The organism is Robertmurraya sp. (assembly GCF_036676585.1).
Classification (GTDB): domain Bacteria; phylum Bacillota; class Bacilli; order Bacillales; family Cytobacillaceae; genus Robertmurraya_A.
The window spans coordinates 69,448-95,335 of the sequence record NZ_JAKFCQ010000025.1; the positions used below are offsets into that span (position 1 = coordinate 69,448).

General features: G+C 39.0%; 23 protein-coding genes, 1 riboswitch and 1 other annotated feature. Of the genes, 2 read left to right on the forward strand and 21 right to left on the reverse strand.

Annotated features, from left to right (window positions below; genetic code table 11):
- Nucleotides 1-154: 154 nt before the first annotated feature.
- From gerE to ACGLXV_RS02150, 5 genes are all read right to left on the reverse strand, one after another.
- Entirely contained in the window at nucleotides 155-379 is a 225-nt protein-coding gene (gene gerE / locus ACGLXV_RS02130; protein ID WP_009796032.1) for a spore germination transcription factor GerE, read from the reverse strand.
- A 136-nt stretch (nucleotides 380-515) separates the two neighbouring features.
- Nucleotides 516-980 carry an acyl-CoA thioesterase gene (locus tag ACGLXV_RS02135; RefSeq protein ID WP_119709317.1) on the reverse strand — a complete coding sequence of 155 codons (465 nt, stop codon included), beginning with the start codon at nucleotides 978-980 and terminating at the stop codon, nucleotides 516-518.
- A 118-nt stretch (nucleotides 981-1,098) separates the two neighbouring features.
- Nucleotides 1,099-1,860, reverse strand: a complete 762-nt coding sequence (gene sdhB, locus ACGLXV_RS02140; RefSeq protein WP_119709318.1) for a succinate dehydrogenase iron-sulfur subunit — start codon at nucleotides 1,858-1,860, stop codon at nucleotides 1,099-1,101.
- A gap of 2 nt (nucleotides 1,861-1,862) precedes the next feature.
- Complete coding sequence (sdhA, locus tag ACGLXV_RS02145) at nucleotides 1,863-3,623, reverse strand: succinate dehydrogenase flavoprotein subunit (protein ID WP_119709319.1); 1,761 nt, start codon at nucleotides 3,621-3,623, stop codon at nucleotides 1,863-1,865.
- Between the two features lie 69 nt (nucleotides 3,624-3,692).
- The gene (locus ACGLXV_RS02150) at nucleotides 3,693-4,301 is read right to left on the reverse strand and encodes a succinate dehydrogenase cytochrome b558 subunit (protein ID WP_119709320.1); all 609 of its coding nucleotides are present in this window, start codon (nucleotides 4,299-4,301) and stop codon (nucleotides 3,693-3,695) included.
- Nucleotides 4,302-4,628: 327 nt separating this feature from the next.
- On the opposite strand from ACGLXV_RS02150, the gene ACGLXV_RS02155 reads away from it, so the two are divergent.
- On the forward strand, nucleotides 4,629-5,081 hold the full coding sequence (locus tag ACGLXV_RS02155; RefSeq protein WP_240390607.1) for a YslB family protein: 453 nt from the start codon (nucleotides 4,629-4,631) through the stop codon (nucleotides 5,079-5,081).
- A 68-nt stretch (nucleotides 5,082-5,149) separates the two neighbouring features.
- Here the strand turns inward: ACGLXV_RS02155 and ACGLXV_RS02160 are convergent, their stop codons facing one another.
- The 13 genes from ACGLXV_RS02160 to zapA all read right to left on the reverse strand — a co-directional run bounded on the left by ACGLXV_RS02160 (nucleotide 5,150) and on the right by zapA (nucleotide 20,132).
- A complete protein-coding gene (locus ACGLXV_RS02160; RefSeq protein WP_391557307.1) occupies nucleotides 5,150-6,379 on the reverse strand; it encodes an aspartate kinase in 1,230 nt (409 codons plus the stop codon).
- Nucleotides 6,380-6,494: 115 nt separating this feature from the next.
- A riboswitch (Lysine riboswitch) is annotated at nucleotides 6,495-6,675 on the reverse strand.
- Nucleotides 6,676-6,739: 64 nt separating this feature from the next.
- Nucleotides 6,740-8,512 (reverse strand): excinuclease ABC subunit UvrC, encoded by a 1,773-nt coding sequence (gene uvrC / locus ACGLXV_RS02165; protein WP_391557308.1) that lies wholly within the window; start codon nucleotides 8,510-8,512, stop codon nucleotides 6,740-6,742.
- Nucleotides 8,513-8,629: 117 nt separating this feature from the next.
- Nucleotides 8,630-8,944: a thioredoxin gene (gene trxA, locus ACGLXV_RS02170; protein WP_066050262.1), complete on the reverse strand. Its 315-nt coding sequence runs from the start codon at nucleotides 8,942-8,944 to the stop codon at nucleotides 8,630-8,632.
- Between the two features lie 216 nt (nucleotides 8,945-9,160).
- Nucleotides 9,161-10,138, reverse strand: coding sequence for an electron transfer flavoprotein subunit alpha/FixB family protein (locus ACGLXV_RS02175; protein WP_391557309.1), 978 nt, complete (start codon nucleotides 10,136-10,138; stop codon nucleotides 9,161-9,163).
- Nucleotides 10,139-10,186: 48 nt separating this feature from the next.
- Nucleotides 10,187-10,960 (reverse strand): electron transfer flavoprotein subunit beta/FixA family protein, encoded by a 774-nt coding sequence (locus ACGLXV_RS02180; RefSeq protein WP_119709325.1) that lies wholly within the window; start codon nucleotides 10,958-10,960, stop codon nucleotides 10,187-10,189.
- A 99-nt stretch (nucleotides 10,961-11,059) separates the two neighbouring features.
- A complete protein-coding gene (locus tag ACGLXV_RS02185; protein WP_119709326.1) occupies nucleotides 11,060-11,833 on the reverse strand; it encodes an enoyl-CoA hydratase in 774 nt (257 codons plus the stop codon).
- A 30-nt stretch (nucleotides 11,834-11,863) separates the two neighbouring features.
- On the reverse strand, nucleotides 11,864-12,448 hold the full coding sequence (locus ACGLXV_RS02190) for a fatty acid metabolism transcriptional regulator FadR (RefSeq protein WP_391557310.1): 585 nt from the start codon (nucleotides 12,446-12,448) through the stop codon (nucleotides 11,864-11,866).
- 193 nt (nucleotides 12,449-12,641) lie between these two features.
- Nucleotides 12,642-14,345: a long-chain-fatty-acid--CoA ligase gene (locus ACGLXV_RS02195; RefSeq protein ID WP_391557311.1), complete on the reverse strand. Its 1,704-nt coding sequence runs from the start codon at nucleotides 14,343-14,345 to the stop codon at nucleotides 12,642-12,644.
- 248 nt (nucleotides 14,346-14,593) lie between these two features.
- Nucleotides 14,594-15,001: a DUF350 domain-containing protein gene (locus tag ACGLXV_RS02200; protein ID WP_391557312.1), complete on the reverse strand. Its 408-nt coding sequence runs from the start codon at nucleotides 14,999-15,001 to the stop codon at nucleotides 14,594-14,596.
- 17 nt (nucleotides 15,002-15,018) lie between these two features.
- On the reverse strand, nucleotides 15,019-17,373 hold the full coding sequence (locus ACGLXV_RS02205) for an endonuclease MutS2 (RefSeq protein ID WP_391557313.1): 2,355 nt from the start codon (nucleotides 17,371-17,373) through the stop codon (nucleotides 15,019-15,021).
- A gap of 29 nt (nucleotides 17,374-17,402) precedes the next feature.
- Nucleotides 17,403-19,133 (reverse strand): DNA polymerase/3'-5' exonuclease PolX, encoded by a 1,731-nt coding sequence (gene polX, locus ACGLXV_RS02210; protein WP_391557314.1) that lies wholly within the window; start codon nucleotides 19,131-19,133, stop codon nucleotides 17,403-17,405.
- A gap of 187 nt (nucleotides 19,134-19,320) precedes the next feature.
- On the reverse strand, nucleotides 19,321-19,848 hold the full coding sequence (locus tag ACGLXV_RS02215; protein WP_391557370.1) for a CvpA family protein: 528 nt from the start codon (nucleotides 19,846-19,848) through the stop codon (nucleotides 19,321-19,323).
- A 14-nt stretch (nucleotides 19,849-19,862) separates the two neighbouring features.
- Entirely contained in the window at nucleotides 19,863-20,132 is a 270-nt protein-coding gene (gene zapA, locus ACGLXV_RS02220; RefSeq protein ID WP_391557315.1) for a cell division protein ZapA, read from the reverse strand.
- A 107-nt stretch (nucleotides 20,133-20,239) separates the two neighbouring features.
- Between zapA and rnhC the strand changes: the two genes are divergently transcribed.
- A complete protein-coding gene (gene rnhC, locus ACGLXV_RS02225) occupies nucleotides 20,240-21,175 on the forward strand; it encodes a ribonuclease HIII (protein ID WP_391557316.1) in 936 nt (311 codons plus the stop codon).
- A gap of 38 nt (nucleotides 21,176-21,213) precedes the next feature.
- Here the strand turns inward: rnhC and pheT are convergent, their stop codons facing one another.
- The 3 genes from pheT to ACGLXV_RS02240 all read right to left on the reverse strand — a co-directional run bounded on the left by pheT (nucleotide 21,214) and on the right by ACGLXV_RS02240 (nucleotide 25,800).
- A complete protein-coding gene (pheT, locus tag ACGLXV_RS02230; protein WP_391557317.1) occupies nucleotides 21,214-23,628 on the reverse strand; it encodes a phenylalanine--tRNA ligase subunit beta in 2,415 nt (804 codons plus the stop codon).
- A gap of 13 nt (nucleotides 23,629-23,641) precedes the next feature.
- Complete coding sequence (gene pheS / locus ACGLXV_RS02235) at nucleotides 23,642-24,679, reverse strand: phenylalanine--tRNA ligase subunit alpha (protein ID WP_391557318.1); 1,038 nt, start codon at nucleotides 24,677-24,679, stop codon at nucleotides 23,642-23,644.
- A 48-nt stretch (nucleotides 24,680-24,727) separates the two neighbouring features.
- Nucleotides 24,728-24,974, reverse strand: a binding site (T-box leader).
- A 79-nt stretch (nucleotides 24,975-25,053) separates the two neighbouring features.
- The gene (locus tag ACGLXV_RS02240; protein WP_391557319.1) at nucleotides 25,054-25,800 is read right to left on the reverse strand and encodes a TrmH family RNA methyltransferase; all 747 of its coding nucleotides are present in this window, start codon (nucleotides 25,798-25,800) and stop codon (nucleotides 25,054-25,056) included.
- Between the last annotated feature and the right edge of the window lie 88 nt (nucleotides 25,801-25,888).

The window sequence follows — 25,888 nt, forward strand, 5'->3', positions numbered from 1 at the left end:
TTCAGATCATGACTATATTATAATCACATCTAGCCTTTTAAACTATTTTCACCTTTTTCTCACTAAAATTCAAGAAGGAAGTATAGAAATGTATTTTATGAATGTATTTGGGTACAATTGTAAACCGGCTTCCATTATGAAAGCCGGTCTAGAATTATAGTTCTAGCTCTCCCATTCGAAGGAGCTCTACAACAGCTTGTGATCGCCCCTTAACACCAAGCTTTTGCATGGCATTCGAAATGTGGTTACGAACCGTTTTTTCACTTATGAAAAGTTCTCCCGCGATCTCTTTTGTTGTTTTGTCTTGTACCAACAGTTCGAACACTTCTCTTTCACGTTTGGTGAGTAACGGCTTGTGAGTATATTCATTCTCCTTCAAGTATTGTAACCCTCCTTGCCTTCGCCAGCTATGAACAGCGGGATGGGTATATATTTAGTCACCATATCTTATGTGCATCAGGTGGTTGTAGTGACTATAATTCTTGAAAGAAAGCATTTTTATTTTTAAGAAAATACTATGATAGAATTTTGTTTGATTGTCTAAATCGACCCCTCGTTTCTTCAGTCCAAGGAACACCCTTTCCGGTACGCTTACACATTTGCACCATCGTTCCTCTACCTACAAAACATACATCCCCGTTTTTCTTTTTCCCTAAGTAATGAAGGTCAATAGATGTGTTCCCAACTGATTCGATTTTCACAAAAATATCAAGAATATCGTCAAAAAAAACCTGATTAAGAAAATCACACTGAAGATCAGCAACAATCGGAATCGTTGTACTTTCTTTTTGCACCCAATCCTGCATAAGGCCAATATGTTTAAAAAATTCGATCCGCGATTCTTCAAAATATGCAAATGGAACCGTATTGTTCATATGTCCAAACATATCAGTCTCTGAAAAGCGAACTTTTATTTTGTTAGAGTAGGAGAAACCTTGTTCCCAAGTAGCAAAATCGTGGATATAGCTCACCTTTTTCATAAAATCCCCCTTGTATAACCAAATGAATGAATATTCATTCTTTAATTATACAAGGGGCCCTCTCTTTTGACAAATGAAAAACCCCTTTGACATACAAAGGGGTTAATAAAAATTTTTCTTATACTTGATCGCTTCCAAAGAAGTTTTTAAATGCTTGGAACGTAGTATCTCTATTTAATGCAGCAATAGATGTTGTTAAAGGAATGCCCTTTGGACAAGACTGGACACAGTTTTGTGAATTTCCACAATTCGCGAGTCCACCATCACCCATGATTGCATCCAAACGCTCTGCTTTATTCATCTCGCCCGTAGGATGAGCATTAAATAATCGAACTTGAGAAAGAGGAGCAGGACCGATGAAGTTTGACTTACTGTTTACATTCGGACAAGCCTCTAAGCAAACACCACATGTCATACATTTGGATAACTCATATGCCCATTGACGTTTTCTTTCTGGCATACGCGGACCAGGTCCAAGATCATAAGTGCCATCAATCGGAATCCAAGCTTTCACTTTCTTTAAAGAGTCAAACATACGACTGCGGTCAACCTGAAGATCACGAACAACAGGGAAAGTTCTCATTGGCTCTAAACGAATCGGTTGTTCTAACTGATCGATTAGTGCTGTACATGATTGTCTAGGCTTTCCATTAATCACCATTGAACAAGCACCACAAACTTCCTCTAAACAGTTCATATCCCAAGTGATTGGAGTAGTATGTTTCCCTTGCTTATTCACTGGGTTTCTACGAATTTCCATTAAAGCGGAAATTACATTCATATTTGGACGATAGTCTAACTCGAATTCTTCTTCGTAAGGGGCCGTGTCAGGACTATCCTGTCTTGTAATTTTAAAAACGACTGTTCTTTTTTCAGACATGTTTAGTTATCCCCTTTCTTCTTAGAGTAGTCTCTCTTTCGTGGAGCTATTAACCCTGTGTCAACCTCTTCATAATGGAAGTGTGGTGCTGATTTCGCATCCACAAATCGAGCCATGGTTGTCTTTAAAAACTCCTCATCGTTACGCTCTGGGAATTCCGGTTTATAGTGGGCACCGCGGCTTTCGTTACGGTTGTATGCACCAATTGTAATGACTCTTGCAAGCTGAAGCATATTTTGAAGCTGACGAGTAAAAATAGCACCTTGGTTGCTCCACTTAGCTGTATCGTTAATATTAATTTTTTCATAGCGCTCTAGTAGCTCTACGATTTTTTCGTCTGTTTTTAATAGTTTATCGTTGTGGCGAACAACTGTTACATTGTCTGTCATCCACTCTCCAAGCTCTTTATGAAGAACATAAGCATTTTCATTACCATCTAATGTCATGATCTTATTCCACTTTTGTTCTTCTTCTTTTACATAACGATCAAAGACGGAAGAAGAAATAGAATCAACGTTCTTGCTTAACCCGCTAATATAATCTAACGCCTTCGGACCAGCTACCATTCCTCCATAAATAGCTGATAATAAGGAGTTCGCACCGAGGCGATTTGCTCCATGCTGAGAATAATCACACTCTCCAGCAGCAAATAACCCAGGAATATTTGTCATTTGATCATAATCTACCCAAAGACCACCCATTGAATAGTGGACAGCAGGGAAAATCTTCATAGGAACTTTTCGTGGGTCATCACCCATAAATTTTTCATAGATTTCGATAATACCACCGAGCTTAATGTCCAGTTCCTTTGGATCTTTATGAGAAAGATCCAGATAAACCATGTTTTCCCCATTAATACCAAGCTTCAAGTCAACACAGACGTGAAAGATTTCACGAGTGGCGATATCACGTGGGACAAGATTTCCGTAAGCTGGATACTTCTCTTCTAAGAAATACCATGGCTTTCCATCCTTGTACGTCCAAACTCGTCCACCTTCCCCACGAGCCGATTCACTCATAAGTCTCAATTTATCGTCTCCAGGAATCGCAGTTGGATGAATTTGAATAAACTCTCCATTCGCATAATACACACCTTGTTGGTATGCAATGGACGCTGCGGAGCCCGTGTTAATTACTGAGTTTGTTGACTTACCAAAGATAATCCCAGGACCACCCGTAGCCAAAATTACAGCGTCTGCTGCAAATGACTTAATTTCCATTGATGTGAGATTCTGAGCAACAATCCCTCGGCAAACCCCTTCATCATCAATGACAGACCCGAGAAATTCCCATCCTTCATATTTAGTAACTAAACCAGCTACTTCGTGGCGACGTACTTGCTCATCTAGTGCATATAAAAGTTGTTGCCCTGTTGTCGCACCAGCAAAAGCGGTACGGTGATGCTGTGTTCCACCAAAACGACGGAAGTCCAAAAGCCCTTCAGGTGTACGGTTGAACATAACACCCATACGATCAAGCAAATGGATAATTCCTGGTGCAGCTTCTGTCATCGCTTTAACTGGTGGTTGGTTCGCTAAAAAGTCACCGCCGTATACTGTATCATCAAAGTGCTCCCATGGAGAGTCACCTTCACCTTTTGTATTTACCGCTCCGTTAATACCACCTTGGGCACAAACAGAGTGCGAACGTTTTACTGGAACTAATGAAAATAATTCGACCGGACTTCCTGCTTCCGCAACTTTAATTGTTGCCATTAAGCCAGCTAGACCGCCGCCGACTACGATCACCTTTCCTTTACCCATCGTGAGTCACTCCCTAACTAATATCAAAGTATATCCCGTTCGTTTCTATAAAAATTAGAACCTATTAAATTAAATGAATGCAATAATAGCGCGCACACCAACTATGGATAGGGCGATAAAAACTCCTAATGTAACATAAGTAGAAATAAGTTGAGAACGTGGTGTAACAGTAATTCCCCAACTTACAAAGAAAGACCATAGTCCATTTGCAAAGTGGAAGGTGGTTGAAATCACACCGATGATATAGAACCAGAGCATAAATGGATTCGAAAGAATGCTTTCCATCATATTGAAGTTAACCTCTGCACCGAATGCTGCTGCAATTCTTGTTTCCCACACATGCCATGTTACGAATACTAGTGTTACTACTCCAGATATACGCTGAAGCATGAACATCCAATTGCGGAAAAACCCATAATTACTCGTATTATTTTTTGCTGTAAACGCAATATAAAGCCCGTAAATTGCGTGGAATAATAAAGGTAAAAAAATCACGAACGTTTCTAATACATATCGAAACGGCAAACTCTCCATAAAATGAGACGCTTTGTTAAATGATTCTTCCCCCCCAGTTGCAAAATGATTGACTACAAGGTGCTGCACAAGAAATAGACCAACTGGAATGACTCCAAGCAGCGAGTGTAATCTTCGATAAAAAAACTCTCGGTTTCCTGCCATGAACTTTACCCCCCTTAAAAATTAAACGGAATGACTAAAATAATATCCGTTTTTTTACAATAATTTTTACAATTATGTGACATGTTCATTTTACTCCCAACATGAAAGAGCGTCAAGAAAACGGATACATAAAATGCTCTATATATACAAAATATTTTTAATATATTGATATCACTATTAACGCTTATGTATAAACATTTTACAGCGCTTTCTTTTATATTGATATAACAATTAATGTAAAAATTTTTTAAATCAGTTTTTTTTGTTTTCATGCGTATTTCCCCGGAAAATGTATATAATAGAATAATAGAAAGTGGGGGACATGTTTTGAGTGAATTGAAATTAGAACAACCTATTTCGGCCACAGATCCTGCACTTGTTCCAGCCTTTGGATATGAATTACTAAGAGAAGTGCTTCTTCCAGACATTCTTGGAAGAGAAACAGCTTCTATTTTATACTGGGCAGGTAAGGCTTTAGCCAGAAAGTACCCTTTGCAGTCGGTCGAAGAAATTATTACTTTTTTCCAACAGGCAGGTTGGGGCACACTACAAATTAAATCTGAAAAAAAGAATGAGCTTGAGTTTGAATTATCGAGTGACTTAATCAAAAATCGCTTTAAAGAGTTTCCAGAATGTCACTTCCAATTGGAAGCAGGATTCTTGGCTCAACAAATGGAAGAACAACAACAGGTAATTACTGAAACGTATGAACACCCGAAGAAAAAGCTCGCTACGGTTTCCTTCACTGTACGTTGGGATAGAAAAGATTCTATTGAATAGTACGTAAAAAGCTTTCATATTTTTTATGAAAGCTTTTTAGTTTTATCTTTTTTCTTCAAGTCATTGTTTTATGCCTTAACAGATTTTCCGGACAACTCAAATGCTTCGTGAAGCGCTTCAACTGCTTTCAGCATTTGTGCTTCCTCTATTACTGTAGAAACCTTAATTTCAGAGGTACTTACCATCTTTACCTGAATCCCCCCTGCGGCTAGAACTTCAAACATTTCTGCTGCAACCCCAGGATTAGAAATCATCCCTGAACCTACAATCGACACTTTTGCAAGGTTTGGCTCTGCTTCTATACTTTCATATTTCAAGGAATCTTTATTAGCCTGAAGAACAGCCATGGTTTCTTCCAAATCTGTGCTTTTAATTGAAAAAGATAAATTTGTCGTTGATTCATTCGTCATACTTTGAATAATAATATCAACGTTTAAATGATTTTTTGCTAAGATGGTGAAAATCGTTGACAGATTCGTCAATCCATTTGGAAGGCCTAAAACACTCACTCTCGTAATTTCATCTTCAAAGGCAACACCTCGTACAACTAAACTTTGTTCCATTGATACTTCCTCCTCGATTATCGTTCCATTTTCTCGCTCCATACTTGACCGTACTTCAAGTGGGACTGCATAATTTTTTGCATATTCAACGGCCCTTGGATGCAACACTCCCGCACCTAAGTTAGCTAACTCTAACATTTCATCGTAAGAAACAGACTTAAGCTTTCTTGCCTCTTTCACATAACGTGGATCTGTTGTAAATACACCTGTTACATCGGTATAAATATCACATTTATCAGCTTTCAGTGCGGCCGCTAATGCCACTGCTGTTGTATCAGACCCTCCTCTACCAAGAGTTGACACCGCTCCATCAATGGCAATTCCTTGAAAGCCGGCTACGACAACTATTTTCCCTTTATGTAGCTCTGTTTGGATTTTAGTTGTATTAATGTGTAAAATCCTAGCATTTCCATGAACTGCCTCCGTTTCAATTCCTGCTTGCCAACCAGTAAAGGATATTGCTTCATAGCCTTTTTCTATTAACACCATCGACAATAATGCGATGGTCACTTGCTCACCTGTCGTAAGAAGCATATCCATTTCACGTTTATTTGGACGGCTTGAGATTTGATTTGCTAGTCCCACTAATTCGTCAGTTGTTTTCCCCATTGCAGACACAACGACCACTACGTCGTTCCCTCGCATCTTTTCTTCAATTACTCGATCGGCCACATGCTTAATACGATCTACATTTCCTACCGATGTACCACCAAACTTTTGGACAACCAATCCCATATTTACCCCTACTTTCTTTTCATCTCTTTCATGGGCTTTTTTTGAAAATACAAAAAAGCCATGAGAGATATCTCATGGCTGCGTGAATGAACGTACATAAATACGGACTTATACACAGTGAGATAGCTCTCCAAGACATACAGTCTTGACAATCCAGTATTTATTCAACACAGGACCAGCAGATATGGCAATTCAGAGACCTATCCACTTCGGCGAACATCCCCTTTCACAGCTTCTCATTGAATCTCAGCATTCTCAAAGCTGGTACTATTGGTGCTCGCACCTCTACCTTCACTTAACAATTAAGTGATTAATATAAAATTTTCCTAATTATAGCACAGCCTTCTGGTGTCTACAATGCTATTCTTGTAATTTTTTCATTAACAGATCTACTGTATTTTGTGGAAGTCCAATAGATAAAAAGTCCTCTTTGTTTGCTTCCTTCATTTTTTTTACCGACCCAAAGGCTTTTAATAATTGTTTCTTCCTTTTCTCACCGATTCCCGGAACATCATCCAAAATCGACTGAAACACGTTTTTTCCTCGAAGTTGCCTGTGAAACGTGATAGCAAATCGATGTACTTCGTCTTGAATTCTTTGGAGCAAATAAAATTCCTGGCTATTCCGTTCAAGCGGAACGACCGCTAATGGCTTCCCATACAATAGCTGTGAGGTTCTATGTTTCTCATCTTTCACGAGTCCAGTTATCGGAATGTCTAGACCAAGTTCATTTTCCAAAATATCTCTTACCGCTTCTACATGACCCTTTCCACCGTCTATCATAATCAGATCTGGAAGTGGAAGATTTTCTTTAAGCACACGAGAATATCGTCTTCTTGTTACTTCCCTCATCGATTCATAATCATCAGGACCCTTAACAGACTTAATCTTGTATTTTCGATACTCTCTTTTTGCTGCCTTTCCATCAATAAATACAACCATTGCCGAAACTGGATCTGTTCCTTGGATATTTGAATTATCAAATGCTTCAATTCGATGTGGGGTATAGATGCCTAGCTGCTCTCCTAGTTGCTCGACTGCTTTAATCGTTCTCTCTTCATCTCTCTCCACGAGCGAGAATTTTTCTTTAAGAGCAATGCTTGCATTTTTTGTAGCTAACTCTACTAGGTCCTTTTTCTGTCCACGTTTAGGCTGCAAAACCTTTGTTTGTAGAAGTTGTTCCGCTAATTCTAGGTCTACTTCATCACGTAACAAAATCTCTTTTGGTTTAAAATGACTGGATTGATCGTAAAATTGACCTAAGAACGTTAAAAATTCTTCTTCCGCTTCTCCGTAAATAGGGAACATGGAGATGTCTCTCTCAATGAGCTTGCCTTGGCGAACAAAAAATACTTGAACACACATCCACCCTTTATCAACCGAATAGCCGAACACATCTCGGTCAGTAAAATCAGTCGTTGTCATTTTTTGTTTTTCCATCGTTGCTTCTATATGGGCGATTTTATCACGGAAATCCTTTGCTCTTTCGAAATCAAGCTCTTCTGCAGCAGCTTGCATCTTTTGTGTAAGGTCTTTTTTAATGTCCTTATAACCACCATTTAAAAACTTTGTAATTTCTTCTACAAGTTCTTTGTAGGTCGATTCTTTTACTTCCTTCACACAAGGAGCCAGACATTGGCCAAGATGATAATATAAGCATACTCTATCAGGCAATGTTGAGCATTTTCTTAAAGGATAAATTCGATCCAAAAGCTTTTTGGTTTCGTTTGCAGCAGACACATTCGGGTATGGACCAAAATATTTCCCTTTGTCCTTTTTCACCTTACGGGTTGTAATCAGCCGTGGATGCCTTTCTGCAGTTAACTTAATAAAAGGATATGTTTTATCGTCCTTTAACATCACATTGTACTTAGGATCATGTTTCTTTATTAAATTTAACTCTAGAATTAGTGCTTCAATATTGGATGATGTAACGATATATTCGAAATCCTCTATTTCAGAAACAAGCCTTTGCGTTTTTCCATCGTGAGACCCAGTAAAATACGACCTGACACGGTTTTTTAATACTTTCGCTTTACCAACATATATAATTGTCCCTTGCCGATCCTTCATCAAATAACATCCAGGTTGATCAGGTAATAAGGCAAGTTTATTTTTTATCATCTCATTCAAAAGGTACACCTCCAACTACAAAACACTCTGATTGTATTATAAAGTTTTTTTGAGGGGATATATAGTAGGAGCCAACTGGAAAAGAAAAAACCACTCAGGATGAGTGGTTTACGCATTTTATAGATGAGAGTTTAAGCGCTCTTCTAAAGCTTCTTTCGGTTGGAAGCCTACAACTTTATCAATTACTTCTCCATCTTTCATGATAAGAAGTGTTGGAATGCTCATAACTCCAAACTTTGCTGCAGTTTCTTGGTTTTCGTCAACATCGATTTTAACGATTTTGACTTTGTCTCCCATTTCTGAATCAAGCTCTTGAAGAACTGGAGCAATCATCTTACATGGACCGCACCATGGAGCCCAAAAATCTGCAAGCACTAGGCCTGTACCAGTTTCTGTTGAAAAGTTTTGATCTGTAGCATTTGAAATAGCCATTTTCATGCCTCCTTAAGTATTGCTTCCGAGAAATAAGTCTCGATTGCTTTTAGTAGTAAAATACTAACGTCAGTATATCACCGTTTTTCAGTCGATGCTAATAATATGTCTCGCTGTTGTTTTCTTATGTAATTTGCCCATTTTATGAAACGATATTCTTCCGTTAAAACAGCATAAAAAAGGAAAGAGCGGCTCTTTTAAACCGCTCTTTGCCCGTTATGCATTGATTTTTATTTTTTTAAATTCCTCTGTTAATAGTGGAACCACTTCAAACAAATCTCCGACAATTCCATAGTCAGCCACTTTAAAAATATTTGCTTCTGGGTCTTTATTTATAGCCACAATGACCTTTGAGTTAGACATTCCAGCTAAATGCTGAATAGCTCCAGAAATTCCACAAGCGATATAAAGGTCCGGTGTCACAACTTTTCCTGTTTGACCAATTTGTAAGGAATAATCACAGTACTCCGCATCACATGCACCCCTTGAAGCTCCTACTGCTCCTCCAAGTACGGTAGCCAGTTCTTTTAAAGGCTCAAAGCCTTCTTCGCTCTTCACACCACGTCCACCGGCTATAACAACTTTTGCCTCAGATAGGTCTACACCCTCACTAGCTTTTCGCACAACCTCTTTAATAATAGTACGTAGATCTTTTATGTCGACAGTTAAAGGATTGACTTCCCCTGAAAGTGATTCATCCTTTTGAAGTGCAGAAATGTTATTCGGTCGGATTGTCGCAAAAATAATTCCATCCGTCACTATCTTCTTTTCAAAAGCTTTACCAGAGTAGATTGGTCTAGTAAATACAACATTTCCACCAGCTACTTCAATCGCTGTAGCATCGGAGATTAATCCAGAATTCAGTTTCCCGGCAATTCTTGGAGAAAGATCCTTCCCTAGTGCCGTGTGTCCAAACACAAGTCCCTCTGGCTTTTCTTCTTCAATCACAGCCAATAATGCTTGCGAATAACCATCAGATGTATATTGAGCAAGCTCAGCATGTTCAATCACAACCACGCGGCTAGCTCCATGCTGTATTAACTCCTGTCCTAAAGCGCTTACACTTTCGCCAACTAAAACACCAACCACTTCTCCACCTTCAGCAATTGTCTTCCCCGCTGACAATGCTTCAAAAGACACATTACGTAATGCTCCGTCTCTAACTTCCCCTAAAACTAACACTTTTCTAGCCATCAAGTTCCCCTCCTGCAAAATTTAATTCCGCTCATATGAAAAGAATAATTACACTACCTTTGCTTCTGTATGAAGAAGAGTTACAAGCTCTTTAACTTGATCGTTCAAGTCACCTGCTAACACTTTACCAGCTTCTTTTTTAGGTGGTAGATAAATTTCAATTGTCTTCGTCTTAGCCTCAACATCGTCTTCCTCTAGGTCAAGATCGTCTAATTCTAACTGTTCTAGCGGTTTTTTCTTTGCCTTCATAATTCCAGGTAAAGAAGGATATCTTGGTTCATTTAATCCTTGTTGTGCCGTTACTAGTAGTGGAAGACAGGTCTCAATGACTTCTGAATCACCTTCAACATCGCGAACAACTGTTGCTTTTGTACCCTGTATTTCTAGCTTAGTAATGGTCGTTACATAAGGGATTTCAAGTAATTCTGCCACACGCGGGCCGACCTGACCTGAACCACCATCAATAGCTACATTTCCAGCGATAATTAAATCAACTTCTTGATCTTTTAAGTATTGGGCAATGATTTTGGCTGTTGTATACTGGTCAGAAGCTTCAACATCATCTTCAATATTTACAAGTACCGCTTTATCTGCTCCCATTGCTAAAGCTGTGCGAAGCTGTTTCTCTGATTCTTCACTACCAACAGATATAACTGTTACTTCACCACCATGTGCATCACGAACTTGAATTGCTTCTTCAACTGCATATTCATCATACGGGTTGATGATAAATTCAGCACCGTCCTCATTAATTTTCCCGCCAGCAATCGTTATTTTCTCTTCCGTATCAAACGTTCTCTTTAACAAAACATAGATATTCATAAGTTCCCCTCCTATATATCTAAACATTTATTTGGTTCTAAAGATTAAGGAAATTTATCTGAAAAAGGAAACCCACTTAGCAACTGCTGTGAGTTTTCGTCATTCCCCTGTAAACTTTGGCTCTCTTTTTTCGAGAAACGCCGATATTCCTTCCTGTCCGTCTTTAGACAGAAATACTTTTTCAAATAGCTCAACTTCTTTTTTAACCCCTGAATAAAACTCATTTGTTTTTCCATAATTAAGGAGTTCAATCGCTGCGCTAAGTGCTATAGGACTTTTCTTAGCAATCTTTTTTGCGATTTTATAGGATTTCTCTAGCAGCTCTTCCTCAAGGAAGGCATGATTGGCTAGCCCGCATTGAACCGCTTCCACTCCCGTGATAGGATCACTTGTAAATAACATTTCTGCTGCTTTAGCTGTTCCAACGTATTTTGGTAATCGTTGCGATCCCGCAAAACCAGGTACTAATCCGAGTTGAAGCTCCGGTAAGCCAAGCTTTGCATTCTCTGTAACTAATCGGAAGTGACAGGCCATCGCCAGCTCAAGTCCCCCGCCTAAAGCGGCCCCATGGATTACAGCAATAATTGGTTTTGGGTAACGCTCCATTCGTTCAAACAAATCTTGACCAAGAGTGGAAAGACTACCAAAATCCTCTCCTGTTGAAATCGTTGTAAACTCTTTAATATCTGCCCCTGCTGAGAAAAATCTCCCCTCACCACGCAACACGATGACTCGGATATCTTGATGAAATTCGATTTCATCAAGAATATCCGATAGTTCTTTTAACACCTGAGATGATAACGCATTTGCTGGAGGACGTTCAATTTTAATTGTTGCAATGAACTCTTCATGAGACCAATGCAAAAAGCCCATAAGTTCTCCCCCTCATTCGTATAATAAAGATTATCTCTTTCCACACCCATTAATTAAAAGTTTCTGGACCGGTTCTGCAAGTGCTGTTAAATCATATTTTTGCTCATTCATGACCCAAGTTGTAACTGTTTCATCCATTGTTCCAAAGATCATCTGCCTTGCCAGGCGAATATCGAGATCTTGTGAAAATTCACCGGAATCTCTTCCCTCAATAAGTATATTGTCAACAACATGTAAATAACCTTTTAATACTTCATTAATTTTTAAGCGAAGGTCTTTATTTGATTGTCGCAATTCTAGCTGTGTGACGATAGCTAAATGACGATCCTTTGATAACATTTGAAAATGCATTTCAATCATAAGTAATAATTTCTCTGCTGCGCTTTTCTTTCCCTCTATCTTCTCCTCAATCTTTTCTATAAAAGCCCCCATTTTTTCTTGGAAAAGAGAAATGAGGATATCTTCTTTGTTTTTAAAATACAAATAGATGGTGCCATCAGCAACGCCTGCTTGTTTGGCAATTTTAGAAACTTGAGCTTGGTGATATCCATTTTCTGCTATCACAATGACAGCCGCATCAATAATCTGTCGATACTTTGGTTTGTCTTTCTTCAAAATCATTCCCCCTCCTTTCAAGAAGGTCATTGCATTTATGAATGAATCATCATTCATAAATTTATAATAGTTGGTAAACGTAATTCTGTCAAGAATTTCACGTATTATTTGCACTACTATCATGCCATAACTACATGGACTGTACAAGCCTGCTTTCGCAAAAATAAACAGCCGACGAATCGGCTATGAAGAGTTAAGCCTGTTTCTGTTGATTGTCATCTCTTTTCATTTTTTCTTCTTCAACTAATGCTCTCCTCAAAATTTTCCCCACTGCCGTTTTTGGAAGTTCTGATCGAAATTCATACATTCTAGGAACCTTATAGGAGGCAAGATGTTTTCTCGCAAAAGAATTCAACTCTTCTTCCGTAGTAGTAGCACTTTCCTTCAACACAATATATGCCTTTACCGTCTCCCCTCGATATGGGTCGGGAACTCCAACAACAACAACCTCTTGCACACTAGGATGCTCATACATGACTTCTTCAATTTCTCTTGGATAAATATTAAATCCGCCAGCGATAATCATATCCTTTTTACGGTCAACAACGAAGAAATAGCCTTCTTCATTCATATACCCTAAATCCCCCGTAAGAAGCCAGCCATCTCTTAACACCTGGTCGGTTTCTTCAGGCTTGTTCCAGTATCCCTTCATGACTTGTGGTCCCTTTACAGCAATCTCACCAATTTCACCAGGTGGTAATGGATCTCCGGTTTCAAAGGATAATATCACCGCATCTGTATCTGGCCAAGGCACCCCAATACTTCCTTTTATTCTTGGACGATCCCATAAAAAATTTGAATGAGTTACTGGAGAGGATTCTGTCAGCCCATAGCCTTCCACTAACTTCCCTCCAGTTATTTCCTCAAATTTCTCCTGTACCTCCACTGGAAGAGGCGCGGAGCCTGAGATACACGAATCGATGGAAGAAAGATCATATTTAGAAAGGTCTGGGTGATTTAACAAACCGATATAGATGGTTGGAGCTCCTGGAAATAAAGTTGGCCGTTGTTTCTCTATCGTCTTTAATGTTTGTTCTGGATCAAACTTCGGAAGCAATACCATCTTTTGTCCTTGCATTACGGAAAGAATCATGACTGCTGTCATGCCATATACGTGGAAAAATGGAATAATGGCTAAAATGATTTCTTCCCCTCGTTTACATTTATATAACCAGGCGTTACTCATCGCTGCATTCGAAACAAGGTTCCTATGGGTAAGCATGACCCCCTTAGGAGCTCCGGTCGTTCCACCGGTGTATTGAATAATAGCAAGATCCTCTTCAAAATCGACTGAGAAGCTTTTTATCTCTTTATTTGACTGCTTAATAATTTCTGTTAATAAGTGATGACATCCTTCATGCTTAACAGACACGGTAATTCCATATTGTTTCTTTTGGATAAATGGATAAATGAGATTTTTTGGGAAGGGTAGATAATCCTTGATAGCGGTTACAATTATATGTTCCAAATTGGTTTGTGTGAATACTTTGCTAACACGCGGAAATAAAATATCTAATGTGATAATGGCTTTTGCACCAGAGTCCTTCATTTGATATTCAATTTCTCTTTCTGTGTACAACGGGTTAGTCGGAACCACAACTCCTCCGGCTAATAAAATTCCGTAGTACGAAACAACAGCTTGAGGGCAATTTGGAAGCATCATTGCGACTCGATCACCTTTTTCTAACCCGAGCTTTTGTAAATAAGAAGCTAACTTGCAGGCATGTTCATGTAATGTTTCATAGCTCATTTCCTTGCCCATAAAATGAATAGCCGATTTATTCGGAAACTCCTTTGCTGCGTTCGTCAAATAGGTTTGAACAGGTTCTGACTTATACGTTAAGGTAGCCGGTATTTCCTCTGGGTAATTAGCGAGCCACGGCCTATGTTCACTCATTCTCCATCCCTCCTACAAAGAAATTGTATAGAAATTTCTGATTACTCATCTTAATTATAATATAGTGAATAATATGTGACAATTTAAATTCTCCCCCTATATGTGTATGGAAGTAAAAAGTTGTCCTACTACAAAAAAATCGCCTGTAAAAGGCGATTTTAAAAGACTAAATAAAAAATTCCTATAAACACAAAGATTCCACAAAGGATTAGAAGTATTTTTGCTAGCTTTTCCATTTACGTACTCCTTTAAGATATGCCTGCCCCAATTACATACGATAATCCAACTGATATAACCATTGAAATTAACCCCACAGCTCGGTTGTCATTCTGAATTTCTTCATCAATTTTAAATTTTGGTGTTAAAAACTCAAAAATAAAATAAGCCACCAGTAGTAAAAAGAAACCAAATATTCCCCATCCAATCATGGTTATGAGTGAGTCATGCTGCTCAATCGAATGCCTAAAAATATTGGCGATTCCAAAAATTTTCCCACCAGTCGCCATTGCAACGGCAACATTTCCATTTTGAATTTCTTCCCAATTTCGGTATTTCGTAACAAGTTCAAAAATGGCAAGAAATACGATCATACATAAAATAACAACACTGCAATATGCGGCTATATGAACATATTCATTCTCCCAGAAACCGTTCAACTTCCTCTTCCTCCTACTTACTTGAACTCAACGATTGTTACACCAGAACCGCCTTCTCCAGCCTCACCAAAGCGAATCTTTTTCACAGACCGATGATTTTTCAAGTACTCTTGTACACCCTGCCTTAATGCTCCAGTGCCTTTTCCATGAATGATCGACACTCTTGGATAATTAGATAATAAAGCATCATCGATGTATTTTTCTACTCTAAACAGAGCATCCTCATAGCGTTCCCCTCTGAGATCTAGCTCTATGGAAACGTTTGAATCTCTTCCCTGTATCGTTGTCACATGCTTTTGTACCTTAGGTTTTTCCGATTGGATAAACTCCAAATCCTTTTCTTGGACCTTCATTTTTAGAATACCTATTTGAACCTGCCACTCCTCATCAGATACCTTTTCAACTAAATGTCCCTTTTGGTCAAATGTTAATACCTTTACTTCATCACCAACATGGAATTTATGTTTCTGTTTTCGTGCCTCATTATTCAATGATTTTTCCGAAACAGGTACTGCTTCATTTAGTCTCTTTTTGGCATCAATTAATTCATGTTCTTTGATATCAGCTTTTTTCTCGATTCGCATTCGACGGAGCTCTCGAATGACTTCTTCCGCTTCTTGTTTCGCCTTTTCAATAATTGCTTGCGCCTCACGCTCGGCTTTTTCACGTAATATGTCTTTTTCTTTATAATAGGAGACAATCTCTTCTTGAAGATCCTTATGAAGCTTTTCAGCCTGCCTTAATGTGTCATGTGCCTCTTCTAACTCATTTTCGGCTTGTTTTTTACTTGCCTCAAGCGCTGCAATCATTTGATCGACTTCGTTACTCTCCGAGCTAACATGTGATCGTGCCATATCAATGACTTTTTCCTTTAACCCAAGGCGTTTGGAAATTTCAAACGCATTGCTTCGACCTGGAACCCCAATTAGAAGCTTATACGTCGGACTTAATGTTTCAACATCAAACTCAACACTTGCGTTTATTACCCCTTCCCGGTTATAGCCATATGCCTTTAATTCCGGATAATGGGTTGTGGCAACTACTCTTGCCCCTGTTTTATAGACAGAGTCTAATATCGAAATAGCAAGTGCAGCTCCTTCCTGTGGGTCTGTACCTGCACCTAGCTCGTCAAATAGAACAAGACTATCAAAGCTTACATCATTTAAAATGTCTACGATATTTACCATATGAGAAGAAAAAGTACTTAGACTTTGCTCAATCGACTGTTCATCACCAATATCGGCAAACACTTGACCAAAGACAGCCATTTCTGATCCATCAAGGGCAGGTATTTGTAACCCGGCCTGAGCCATTAATGTACATAAACCGACGGTCTTTAGTGTAACCGTCTTTCCTCCGGTATTAGGTCCAGTTATTACGATTGTGGAATAAGTCTTACCCAGTAAAATATCATTTGGAACCACTTCATCCATGGCAATCAAGGGATGTCTTGCTTTAAACAAGGAGATGATTCCTTCGTTATTCATTTTTGGTTTAGATCCCTTTATTCTTTTACTATACCTTGCCTTCGCAAACATAAAGTCTAGGTCTGTTAATACCTCAACAATTGTACTTAACTCGCTCTCAAACATTCCAACTTTCCCGGATAATTCAACCAAAATACGTTCTATTTCCTGCTTCTCCTTGACACGAATCGCTTGCACATCGTTGTTTAACTGCACGATTGTTTGCGGTTCGATGAACAGGGTTTGACCTGAGGAACTTTGATCGTGAATAATTCCTCCATAATGTCCTCGATATTCTTGTTTAACAGGTATAACAAACCGGTCATTTCGAATCGTGATAATTGCGTCTGAAAGCATTTTAGCCGCATTGGAAGACCGAATCATTGATTCAAGTCTTTCGCGAACTCTTGCTTCTTTTGTTCGTAGCTGACTTCTAAGAGAGCGTAGGGTATCACTAGCCGTATCCAGTACTTCTCCACTCTCATCGATTGCCATTCGAATGGGCTCTTCTAGTTCTGCGAGCACAATGATGTTACTTGCATATTCATCTAAAATAGGAATCTCTATTCCTTGTTCAACCATATCTTCTATAAAGCGACGCATCATCCTGCTTGCATGAATCGTACTAGCTACTTGTACAAGTTCAAGTGGACTTAGTACTCCACCGATTGCGGAGCGTCTTACTTGCATTCTAATATCATAAATTCCTGTGAGAGGAACATTGCCTTTTAATCGAAGAACCTTTGCTGCTTCATCCGTTTCTTCCTGGCTACGTACCACCTCCTCGAAATCAGTCGAAGGAACAAGTGCATTTACTTTGTCTTTTCCTAAGCTTGAAGAAGCATGTTCAATTAACTGCTCTTTCACTTTTGTAAATTCCAATACCTTTAAAACTCTTTCTTGCATGGAGTGTGCCTCCTATTTCAAAATAAGGTCTATCTTCTGTCTTCTTTTCGCCTTTTTAATAGCTCAAGAAATTCTTCCTTAGCCAAAGAATTGATAACTGATTGTTTTTGAACCCATCCTTTTTTCGCTGCAGATATTCCCGTGTCCATATGAGCTAATGTTTCAACCATATGAGCATCAGTATTAATTACAAGTTTTACACCTGCTTCTTGGGCCATACGTACGTGCTCTGAGGAAAGGTCAAGTCGATTTGGATTCGCATTCAATTCTAACCAAGTATTTGTTTCTTTTGCTAGTTCAATCAATTGCTCAATATCTACTGAATACCCGTCACGCTTTCCAATCTTTCTACCCGTCGGATGTGCAATCATATGTACATGTTTATTTTTCAAAGCTGTTTTAAGACGTCCCATAATCTTATCCTGTGGCTGTGAAAAAGAGGAGTGAATAGATGCAATGACAAAATCCATTTGTTCTAGAACTTCATCTTCATAATCAAGGGAGCCGTCAGGTAAAATATCCATTTCAACACCTGCTAAAATCGTAATATCATCATATTTCCGATTCAATTCATCAATTTCTTGACGTTGTTTCCGCAAGCGCTCGACCGTTAGTCCATTTGCCACTTTTAAATATTGTGAGTGATCAGTAATCGCCATATATTCATACCCTTTTGCACGACAAGCTTCTACCATTTCCTCAATAGAATGCGAACCATCGCTCCATGTCGAGTGCATGTGTAGATCACCTTTTATATGGTCAAGAGCAATAATCTCAAGCTCTTCTGTATAATGTTCCACTTCTGTGCCATCCTCACGCATTTCGGGTGGAATAAAAGGCAAACCAAAGTGAGCAAAAAACTCCTCTTCACTATGAAACGTTACAATTTCCCCGGTTTCGATATGTTCCACACCATATTCGCTTATTTTTTCACCACGTTCCTTCGCTAGTTGACGCATTCTTACATTATGGTCCTTTGAGCCAGTGAAATGGTGTAAAGTCGTGGTAAATTCCTCATCCTTTACAAGGCGAAAATCAATCGAAACGTCAAACTCCAATTCCAGGATTATAGAAACCTTTGTATCTCCTTTGGAGACAACTTCTTTTATTTGCTCCATGGAGAGCAGCTGCTCTTTCACCAATTGAGGATCAGCCGTTGAGATAATGAAGTCTAAATCCTTGATCGTTTCCTTCATTCTTCTTATACTACCTGCTCTTGAAAAGCGAATCACTCCATCCATTTCGGAAAGAGCAAGTTCAATCTTCCGTGCAACTGGTAACATATAGGCAAGAGGTAGTCGATCTGGTTTGGAACCAAATTCGTTGATTGATTGAAGAATTTTCTCCTCTGTCTTTCCTCCAAAACCGGCAAGTTCTCTCACCTTTTTGTCCACGCATGCCTGCTTTAACTCGTGTACATTCGTTATCGAAAGTTCTTTGTATAGCTTGGCAATCTTTTTCCCACCAAGGCCAGGCAGTTGTAGAAGGGGGATTAATCCCTTTGGTACTTCATCCTGAAGTTCTTTTAGTACAGAGGATTGACCCTCTTGGATAAATTCTATAATAACAGCAGCTGTCCCCTTGCCAATACCTGAAATGGTCGTAAAATCATCGATTTGTGATAAATCCTGTTCATTTATTGCAAGGCTATTTGCTGCTTTCCTAAAAGCAGACACTTTAAATGTATTTTCACCTTTTAATTCCATATAGGTAGCGATCGTCTCAAGTAAACGAATCACTTCTTTTTTTTGTATTGCCACACTATCCACCTACTTTCACCTATATCCCATTATGAATGATTCACTTCTATTTCACCAATAATTTAGTATGTTTTAAAACCTACTATGTATTATGTACGTATTGTAATCCAAAAAAGTTTTTGAAAATAAAACAAAATAAAACTTCTCTTAAAAAAGAGAAGTAGTTATATAATCATCCTGTTTTATATTATCCCCAAAGCTCTTTCACAAGATTAGACAAATAGGGGGTATTTTCAACTATTCCCTTTGCCAGAGAAGAGCTAGCTAAAGGTGATTGCACGGCTTCAATTGGTAGAAGTGCTGCTATGTATAAAATAATAAACAGAAGTAAATATACCTCTAAAAATCCAAGTATTCCTCCGGCCCAACGATTAAAAGTCTTTAAAATTGGTAGATTGGAAACAAAATCTAGCATACTTCCAATTATTTGTAGAACAATCTTTACTGCAAAGAAAATAGCAACAAAAGCAATTCCCCGGTAATATGCATCCTCCATATTTCCTTCTGAGAAAATGATTTGTAAATTTGATGCATCACCGAAGCTTGGATATGGAATCCAAAGGGTTAGTTTTGGTGCCAGTTCGGAATAATAGACCTTTGCTACAATAAATGCAATAATGAAGCCAGTAAGATGAATAAATTGAAGGATAAACCCTCTACGAAGCCCAACAAGTAATCCTATTAATAATATAATGACAATGGCAAGATTTAGCATATTCATTCAATCCTTTACTTCTTTAGTTCACTTTCTAAGCGCTCAAGTTGATCCTTTATTTTAAGATAATCATTTACAGCATTCACTGCTGTAAGAACTGCAAGTTTTGTACTATCGAGTGAGGGATTCTTCTGACCAATTTCGCGCATTTTATTATTTACCAAAGAGGCAACCAATCGAACATGTTCAACACTTTCGTTACCTACAATTACATACTGTTGCCCGTATATTTCAACCGTTGTGCGCTTTTTTTCTGCTTCAGACACAGCATTGCCCCCATTCATAAGAATCCTACACTATATCATAACATGAATATTATTTGGCTGGGAAGTTAAGAATGTCAAAATCACACGAATCAAGGAAAAATATGTATTTTATTGGAGAGTGTAAAATGAGTCAAGTCGTATTAAAACAGTCTGGGGAACAAATAAAAAAGATGCAGGAGCACTACCAACAAAGCCTTTTACCTAAAATACCACCAGGTGGGGTGTTTGCAGCAAAACTGTCTGGTTGCTCCATAACTGCATATAAATCCGGTAAAGTCCTTTTTCAAGGTCCTTCCTGTGAGGTGGAAGCAAAAAAATGGGGTGATGCGCAACAACCTACGAATCAAAAGACACAGAAATCTTCACCAAATAAAAGCCATCTCCCTGAGCACTTTGAGTCTCTTTCTGTAGTTGGTTCGGATGAGGTAGGTACTGGCGACTACTTCGGACCTATTACTGTTGTAGCAACTTATGTTAGTAAAGAGCATCTCCCCCTATTAAGAGAGCTAGGCGTAAAGGATTCAAAAGGTCTAAAGGATGAGCAAATTTCAACCATTGCAAAGGAAATCAAGCATGTTATTCCTTATAGCCTATTAACATTACACAATGAAAAATATAATCAGCTTCAGCAGTCAGGTATGTCACAAGGAAAACTGAAAGCCCTGTTGCATAACCAAGCCATTGGACATGTGCTGAATAAAATAACTCCGCAAAAACCGGATGCCATTTTAATCGATCAGTTCGCAAAAGAAGAAGTGTATTATCAGTATCTTAAGGGGCAAAAAGTGATCCACCGTGAAAATGTGTATTTCTCAACAAAGGCAGAAAGTGTTCACTTAGCTGTTGCTGCCGCATCCATACTAGCTCGTTATGCATTTGTACAGCACTTTGAAAATCTTTCAAAGGAAGCTGGATTTGTTATTCCAAAAGGAGCAGGTGCCCAAGTAGACGTAGCAGCAGCTAAATTAATTCAAGCAAAGGGAAAAGAAATCCTTCCACATTTTGTTAAGCTGCATTTTGCTAATACAGAAAAAGCATGGAAACTGATTACGAAAAAATGAGAAAAGGAGCCTTCCAATTTTGGATGCTCCTTTTCTATTTATCCTCTTAGTACTGCTCCAGCCTGCTCCTTCACAGCATCTAATACCTTTTCATGGGCCTTTGTTACTTCTTCGTCAGTTAGTGTTTTTTCTGGATCAAAATATCTTAAAGAAAACGCAATGGATTTCTTTCCTTCTTCCAAGCGATCTCCTTCATAAAGATCAAACACAGAAACTTCCTTCAGTAAACTTCCACCAACTTTTGTAATAATTTCAGAAAGCGTACCCGCAACCACTTCCTTGTCAACAACCAGCGCGATATCGCGTGTGATAGATGGGTAACGAGGAATTGATTCGTATTGTAACGGAGCAATTTCTGCTTCTAGTAAAGCCTTTAAAGATAGTTCAAATACATACGTTTCTTTTAAATCTAGTTCTCTTTGAACGTTTGGATGAATCTGTCCGACAAAACCAATTTTCTCATTATCTAAAAGAATTTCAGCTGTTCTTCCTGGGTGCATTCCATCCACGGTTGCTTGAGAGAACTCCACTCTTCCTGTCAACCCTAAGCGAGCGAGTAACCCTTCTAGCACTCCTTTAAGAACATAGTAATCAACAGCTTTCTTTTCCCCTTGCCATGGGTGCTGATGCCATAAGCCAGTAATCGCTGCTGCCAGATGTTCCTTCTCTTCTGGAAGCTTATCTTGTTCAGTCGATAGGAACACAGCACCTGTTTCATATAATGCAATGCTATCATTTTGACGAGCAGAATTGTATTTTACGACTTCTAGTAACTGTGGCAAGATGCTCAGACGTAGTACACTACGGTCTTCACTCATCGGCATCGCAAGTTTAACAGGTTCACGCTTATCTAGCGCAAACTGAGTGGCTTTTGTCTCATTCGTCAAAGAATAAGTGACTGCTTGAAATATTCCTGCACTTTCTAAGTAGCGACGGACGATTCTGCGCTTTTTCTGGTAATCACTTAATTTCCCTGGAGTAGAAGCACCCTTTGGAAGAGTTTTAGGAATATAGTCGTAACCGTATATTCTTCCAACCTCTTCAACTAAATCTTCCTCAATAGTAATATCGCCACGACGAGTAGGTACAGTTACTGTAATTTCGTTTCCTTCAACATTCGTAACAAATTGTAGACGGGCAAAGATATCTTGCACCTCATCCATGGATATTTCGGTACCAAGCACACCATTGATTTTGTCTAATGTAATGGAAACAACCGCAGGCTCCACCTTAAGCGCATCTGCCTCGACAGATCCTTCTAATACTTCTCCGTTTGCATACAGTGCTAGTAGCTCAGCCGCTCTTTCTGCTGCAGCTCTGACACGATTCGGATCCACACCTTTTTCATAGCGTGCACTAGCTTCACTGCGTAAACCATGATCCTTCGAAGCTTTACGAATGGGTGCCCCAACAAAATATGCAGACTCTAGTAACACGGTTGTCGTTGTTGTTTCTACCTCAGAGTTTGCTCCACCCATAACTCCTGCTAATGCAACCGGTTCTTTTCCGTTTGTAATTACAAGGTGATCTGTTGTTAATGTACGTTTGGCATCATCAAGCGTTGTAATCGTTTCACCTTGATGTGCACGACGAACAACGATCTCTTTTGAACCAAGTCGATCATAGTCAAAGGCATGAAGCGGTTGACCGTATTCCATTAAAATGTAATTGGTAATATCGACAACATTATTATGAGGACGTACCCCTGCAGCCATCAGACGTGTTTGCATCCATAATGGAGAAGGTCCAACCTTTACATTTTTAATCACTTTGGCAACGTAAAGTGGATTATCCTCCGGAGCATCTACAGTGACAGAAATATAATCGCTAGCCTTTTCGTTAATTGATGAAACCTCAGGCTTCGGAAGCTTTACTTCTTTTCCTAGAATTGCGGCAACCTCATATGCTACACCTAGCATGCTTAAGCAATCCGCTCGGTTCGGAGTTAAACCTAGTTCTAAAATTTGATCATCACGACTTAACAGCTCAAGTGCATCGTCCCCAACTGTTACCTCATTCGGGAATACGAATATCCCTTCTGAGAATTCCTTAGCAACAAGCTTGCTTTCAACCCCTAGCTCCTGCAAGGAACAAATCATTCCGTTTGACTCTTCGCCGCGAAGCTTTGCTTTTTTAATTTTGAAGTTTCCAGGGAGAACAGCTCCCACCTTTGCAACAATAACATGTTGACCTTTATCTACATTCGGAGCACCACAGATGATTTGAACTGGCTCTCCTTCTCCAACATCTACTAAACATTTATTTAGCTTATCGGCATTTGGATGCTGCTCACGTTCTAACACGTGACCGACGACGAGTCCTTTCATTCCTTCATTAAGAATCTCAACGCCTTCCACTTCAATCCCGCTTTTTGTAATTTTATCGGCTAGTTCAGAAGCTGTGACACCAGAAAGGTCCACGTACTCTTGTAGCCATTTATAAGAAACAAACATTCTTGTTATCCTCCTATTCGTGTATCGAAAATTGCTTTAAGAAACGTACATCATTTGTATAGTAATGACGAATATCATCCACGCCATATTTTAGCATCGCAATTCTTTCAGGCCCCATACCGAACGCAAAGCCTGTATATTTTTTCGAATCATAGCCAGCCATTTCAAGTACATTTGGATGCACCATTCCAGCTCCAAGAATTTCAATCCAACCCGTTCCTTTACAAACGCTACATCCTTTTCCGTTACAAATTTTACAAGAAATATCCATTTCAACAGAAGGCTCTGTGAATGGGAAGAAGCTAGGACGTAAGCGAATCTCACGGTCTTCACCAAAGATTTTTTTCGCAAATACATCTAACGTCCCTTTCAGGTCACTCATCTGAATATTTTCTCCTACCACAAGACCCTCGATCTGCATGAATTGGTGGGAATGCGTTGCGTCGTCATTATCACGTCGATAAACTTTTCCTGGGCAGATAATTTTAATCGGGCCCTTTCCTTCTTTCTTTTCCATCGTTCTTGCTTGCATTGGTGATGTATGTGTACGAAGAAGAATTTCTTCCGTAATATAAAAGGAATCTTGCATATCACGAGATGGATGACCTTTTGGTAAATTTAAAGCCTCAAAGTTATAATAGTCACTTTCTACTTCGGGGCCTTCTGCAATCGTGTAGCCCATACCAATAAAGAGGTCTTCGATTTCTTCAATGATTCTTGTTAATGGATGATGGTTTCCTGTTTTTACTGGTCTTCCTGGAAGTGTTACATCAATTGTTTCGGAGGCAAGCTTTTTAGCCACCTCTTCTTCTTCCATAACTGCTTGTTTTTCTTCAATTGCTTTTGCAATAACGTCTCTTACCTCGTTTGCCAATGCCCCCATTTTTGGACGTTCTTCAGCACTTAGCTTCCCCATCCCTTTTAGTACCTCAGTAATGGGACCTTTTTTCCCTAGATAAGATACACGAATGTCATTTAGTTCCTTTAAATCAGTCGCTTTCTTTATTCCTTCAAGCGCTTCTTGCTGAAGCTCTACTAAGCGTTGCTCCATGTTCTTTCCTCCTTATGATTTTTAGACAAAATAAAAAACCTCGTCCCTGAAAGGGACGAGGTTTCATTATTCGCGGTACCACCCTTAATTAATGTAGACATCTTTCTCCTACATTCACTTCATTGCTGATAACGGCTTTAAACCGGTGCATCTTTACACTTCTTTAAGAAATGGTCCCGATGCCAACTCGGGAGGTGAACTTCGTTTACTTTTTCTATAAAAATGCTTTCAGTCTAAGGCATTTTCTCCCTAACATAGATGGTAGCAAACTACTTTTCTCCGTCATCGTTTTTTTGTATGTAATTTTTGCTGTTTATTATAGTATACTTTCTTACTTATTTCAAACCCATTTTAGAGGAGGCTATATGCCTATTTTATCCACGTAAGTAATATAACAAAATTCCTGTTGCTACTGCAACATTTAATGACTCACTTTTCCCATGAATCGGAATATATAGATTAGCTGTCGTTTTACTTAATAGCTCTTTACTTACTCCGTTCCCTTCATTTCCGACGATTAAGGCGTATGATCCAGTTGATTGTATTTGATGGAACGGTTCGGCATTCTCTAATGCTGTTCCATAAACGGGGATCCCTCGGTCAAGAAGGTCGCTTGTCCAAGTAGAGATATCGCCTTTAATAACAGGAAGATGAAAGTGACTTCCTTGGGCAGATCTAAGCACTTTGGAATTATATATATCCACGCTTCCATTGCCAATTACCACAACGTCCACACCTGCAGCATCCGCCGTACGAATCATCGTTCCTAAATTTCCAGGGTCTTGGACAGCATCAATTAAAAGATAAGATGTTCCTTCTGTACCCGATGGCTTTTCTTGATGACATACAGCAAAAATACCTTGTGGTGTATCTGTTTCAGCCAATAGCTTAATGATGTCAGCAGGCACAGAGACAATCGGAGTTGCTCCGTAATCAAAGCTTGAAGGAAGATCAATGTTTTCTTGTACAATGATTTCTTCTATACGACCTGCTTTTAGCGCTTCCTCCACTAAATGGAACCCTTCGACTAAAAATAGGCCTGTTTTATCTCTTTCCTTTTTCGTTAATAGTTTCTTCCATTGCTTCACCTTTGGGTTACTACTCGAGTGAATATGCTTCAAGGTAAAACCCCTTCTTTCCTTTTTTTCTCGGGTTTTCTTATTATAGCGTAACTTAAGTACATAATAATAACAAAAATAGAAAACATAT

Excerpts from the sequence above, each read along its gene's own strand:
- sdhB (WP_119709318.1), bottom strand. The coding sequence starts at position 1,860 with ATGTCTGAAAAAAGAACAGTCGTTTTTAAAATTACAAGACAGGATAGT.
- ACGLXV_RS02150 (WP_119709320.1), bottom strand. The coding sequence starts at position 4,301 with ATGGCAGGAAACCGAGAGTTTTTTTATCGAAGATTACACTCGCTGCTT.
- pheT (WP_391557317.1), bottom strand. The coding sequence starts at position 23,628 with ATGTTTGTTTCTTATAAATGGCTACAAGAGTACGTGGACCTTTCTGGT.
- ACGLXV_RS02195 (WP_391557311.1), bottom strand. The coding sequence starts at position 14,345 with ATGAGTGAACATAGGCCGTGGCTCGCTAATTACCCAGAGGAAATACCG.
- rnhC (WP_391557316.1), top strand. The coding sequence starts at position 20,240 with ATGAGTCAAGTCGTATTAAAACAGTCTGGGGAACAAATAAAAAAGATG.
- zapA (WP_391557315.1), bottom strand. The coding sequence starts at position 20,132 with ATGAATGGGGGCAATGCTGTGTCTGAAGCAGAAAAAAAGCGCACAACG.
- ACGLXV_RS02135 (WP_119709317.1), bottom strand. The coding sequence starts at position 980 with ATGAAAAAGGTGAGCTATATCCACGATTTTGCTACTTGGGAACAAGGT.
- ACGLXV_RS02205 (WP_391557313.1), bottom strand. The coding sequence starts at position 17,373 with ATGCAAGAAAGAGTTTTAAAGGTATTGGAATTTACAAAAGTGAAAGAG.
- ACGLXV_RS02160 (WP_391557307.1), bottom strand. The coding sequence starts at position 6,379 with ATGGGATTGGTTGTCCAAAAGTTTGGTGGTACATCGGTAGGAAATGTA.
- sdhA (WP_119709319.1), bottom strand. The coding sequence starts at position 3,623 with ATGGGTAAAGGAAAGGTGATCGTAGTCGGCGGCGGTCTAGCTGGCTTA.
- ACGLXV_RS02175 (WP_391557309.1), bottom strand. The coding sequence starts at position 10,138 with ATGGCTAGAAAAGTGTTAGTTTTAGGGGAAGTTAGAGACGGAGCATTA.
- ACGLXV_RS02180 (WP_119709325.1), bottom strand. The coding sequence starts at position 10,960 with ATGAATATCTATGTTTTGTTAAAGAGAACGTTTGATACGGAAGAGAAA.
- ACGLXV_RS02215 (WP_391557370.1), bottom strand. The coding sequence starts at position 19,848 with ATGCTAAATCTTGCCATTGTCATTATATTATTAATAGGATTACTTGTT.
- pheS (WP_391557318.1), bottom strand. The coding sequence starts at position 24,679 with ATGGAGCAACGCTTAGTAGAGCTTCAGCAAGAAGCGCTTGAAGGAATA.
- trxA (WP_066050262.1), bottom strand. The coding sequence starts at position 8,944 with ATGGCTATTTCAAATGCTACAGATCAAAACTTTTCAACAGAAACTGGT.
- ACGLXV_RS02185 (WP_119709326.1), bottom strand. The coding sequence starts at position 11,833 with ATGGGCTTTTTGCATTGGTCTCATGAAGAGTTCATTGCAACAATTAAA.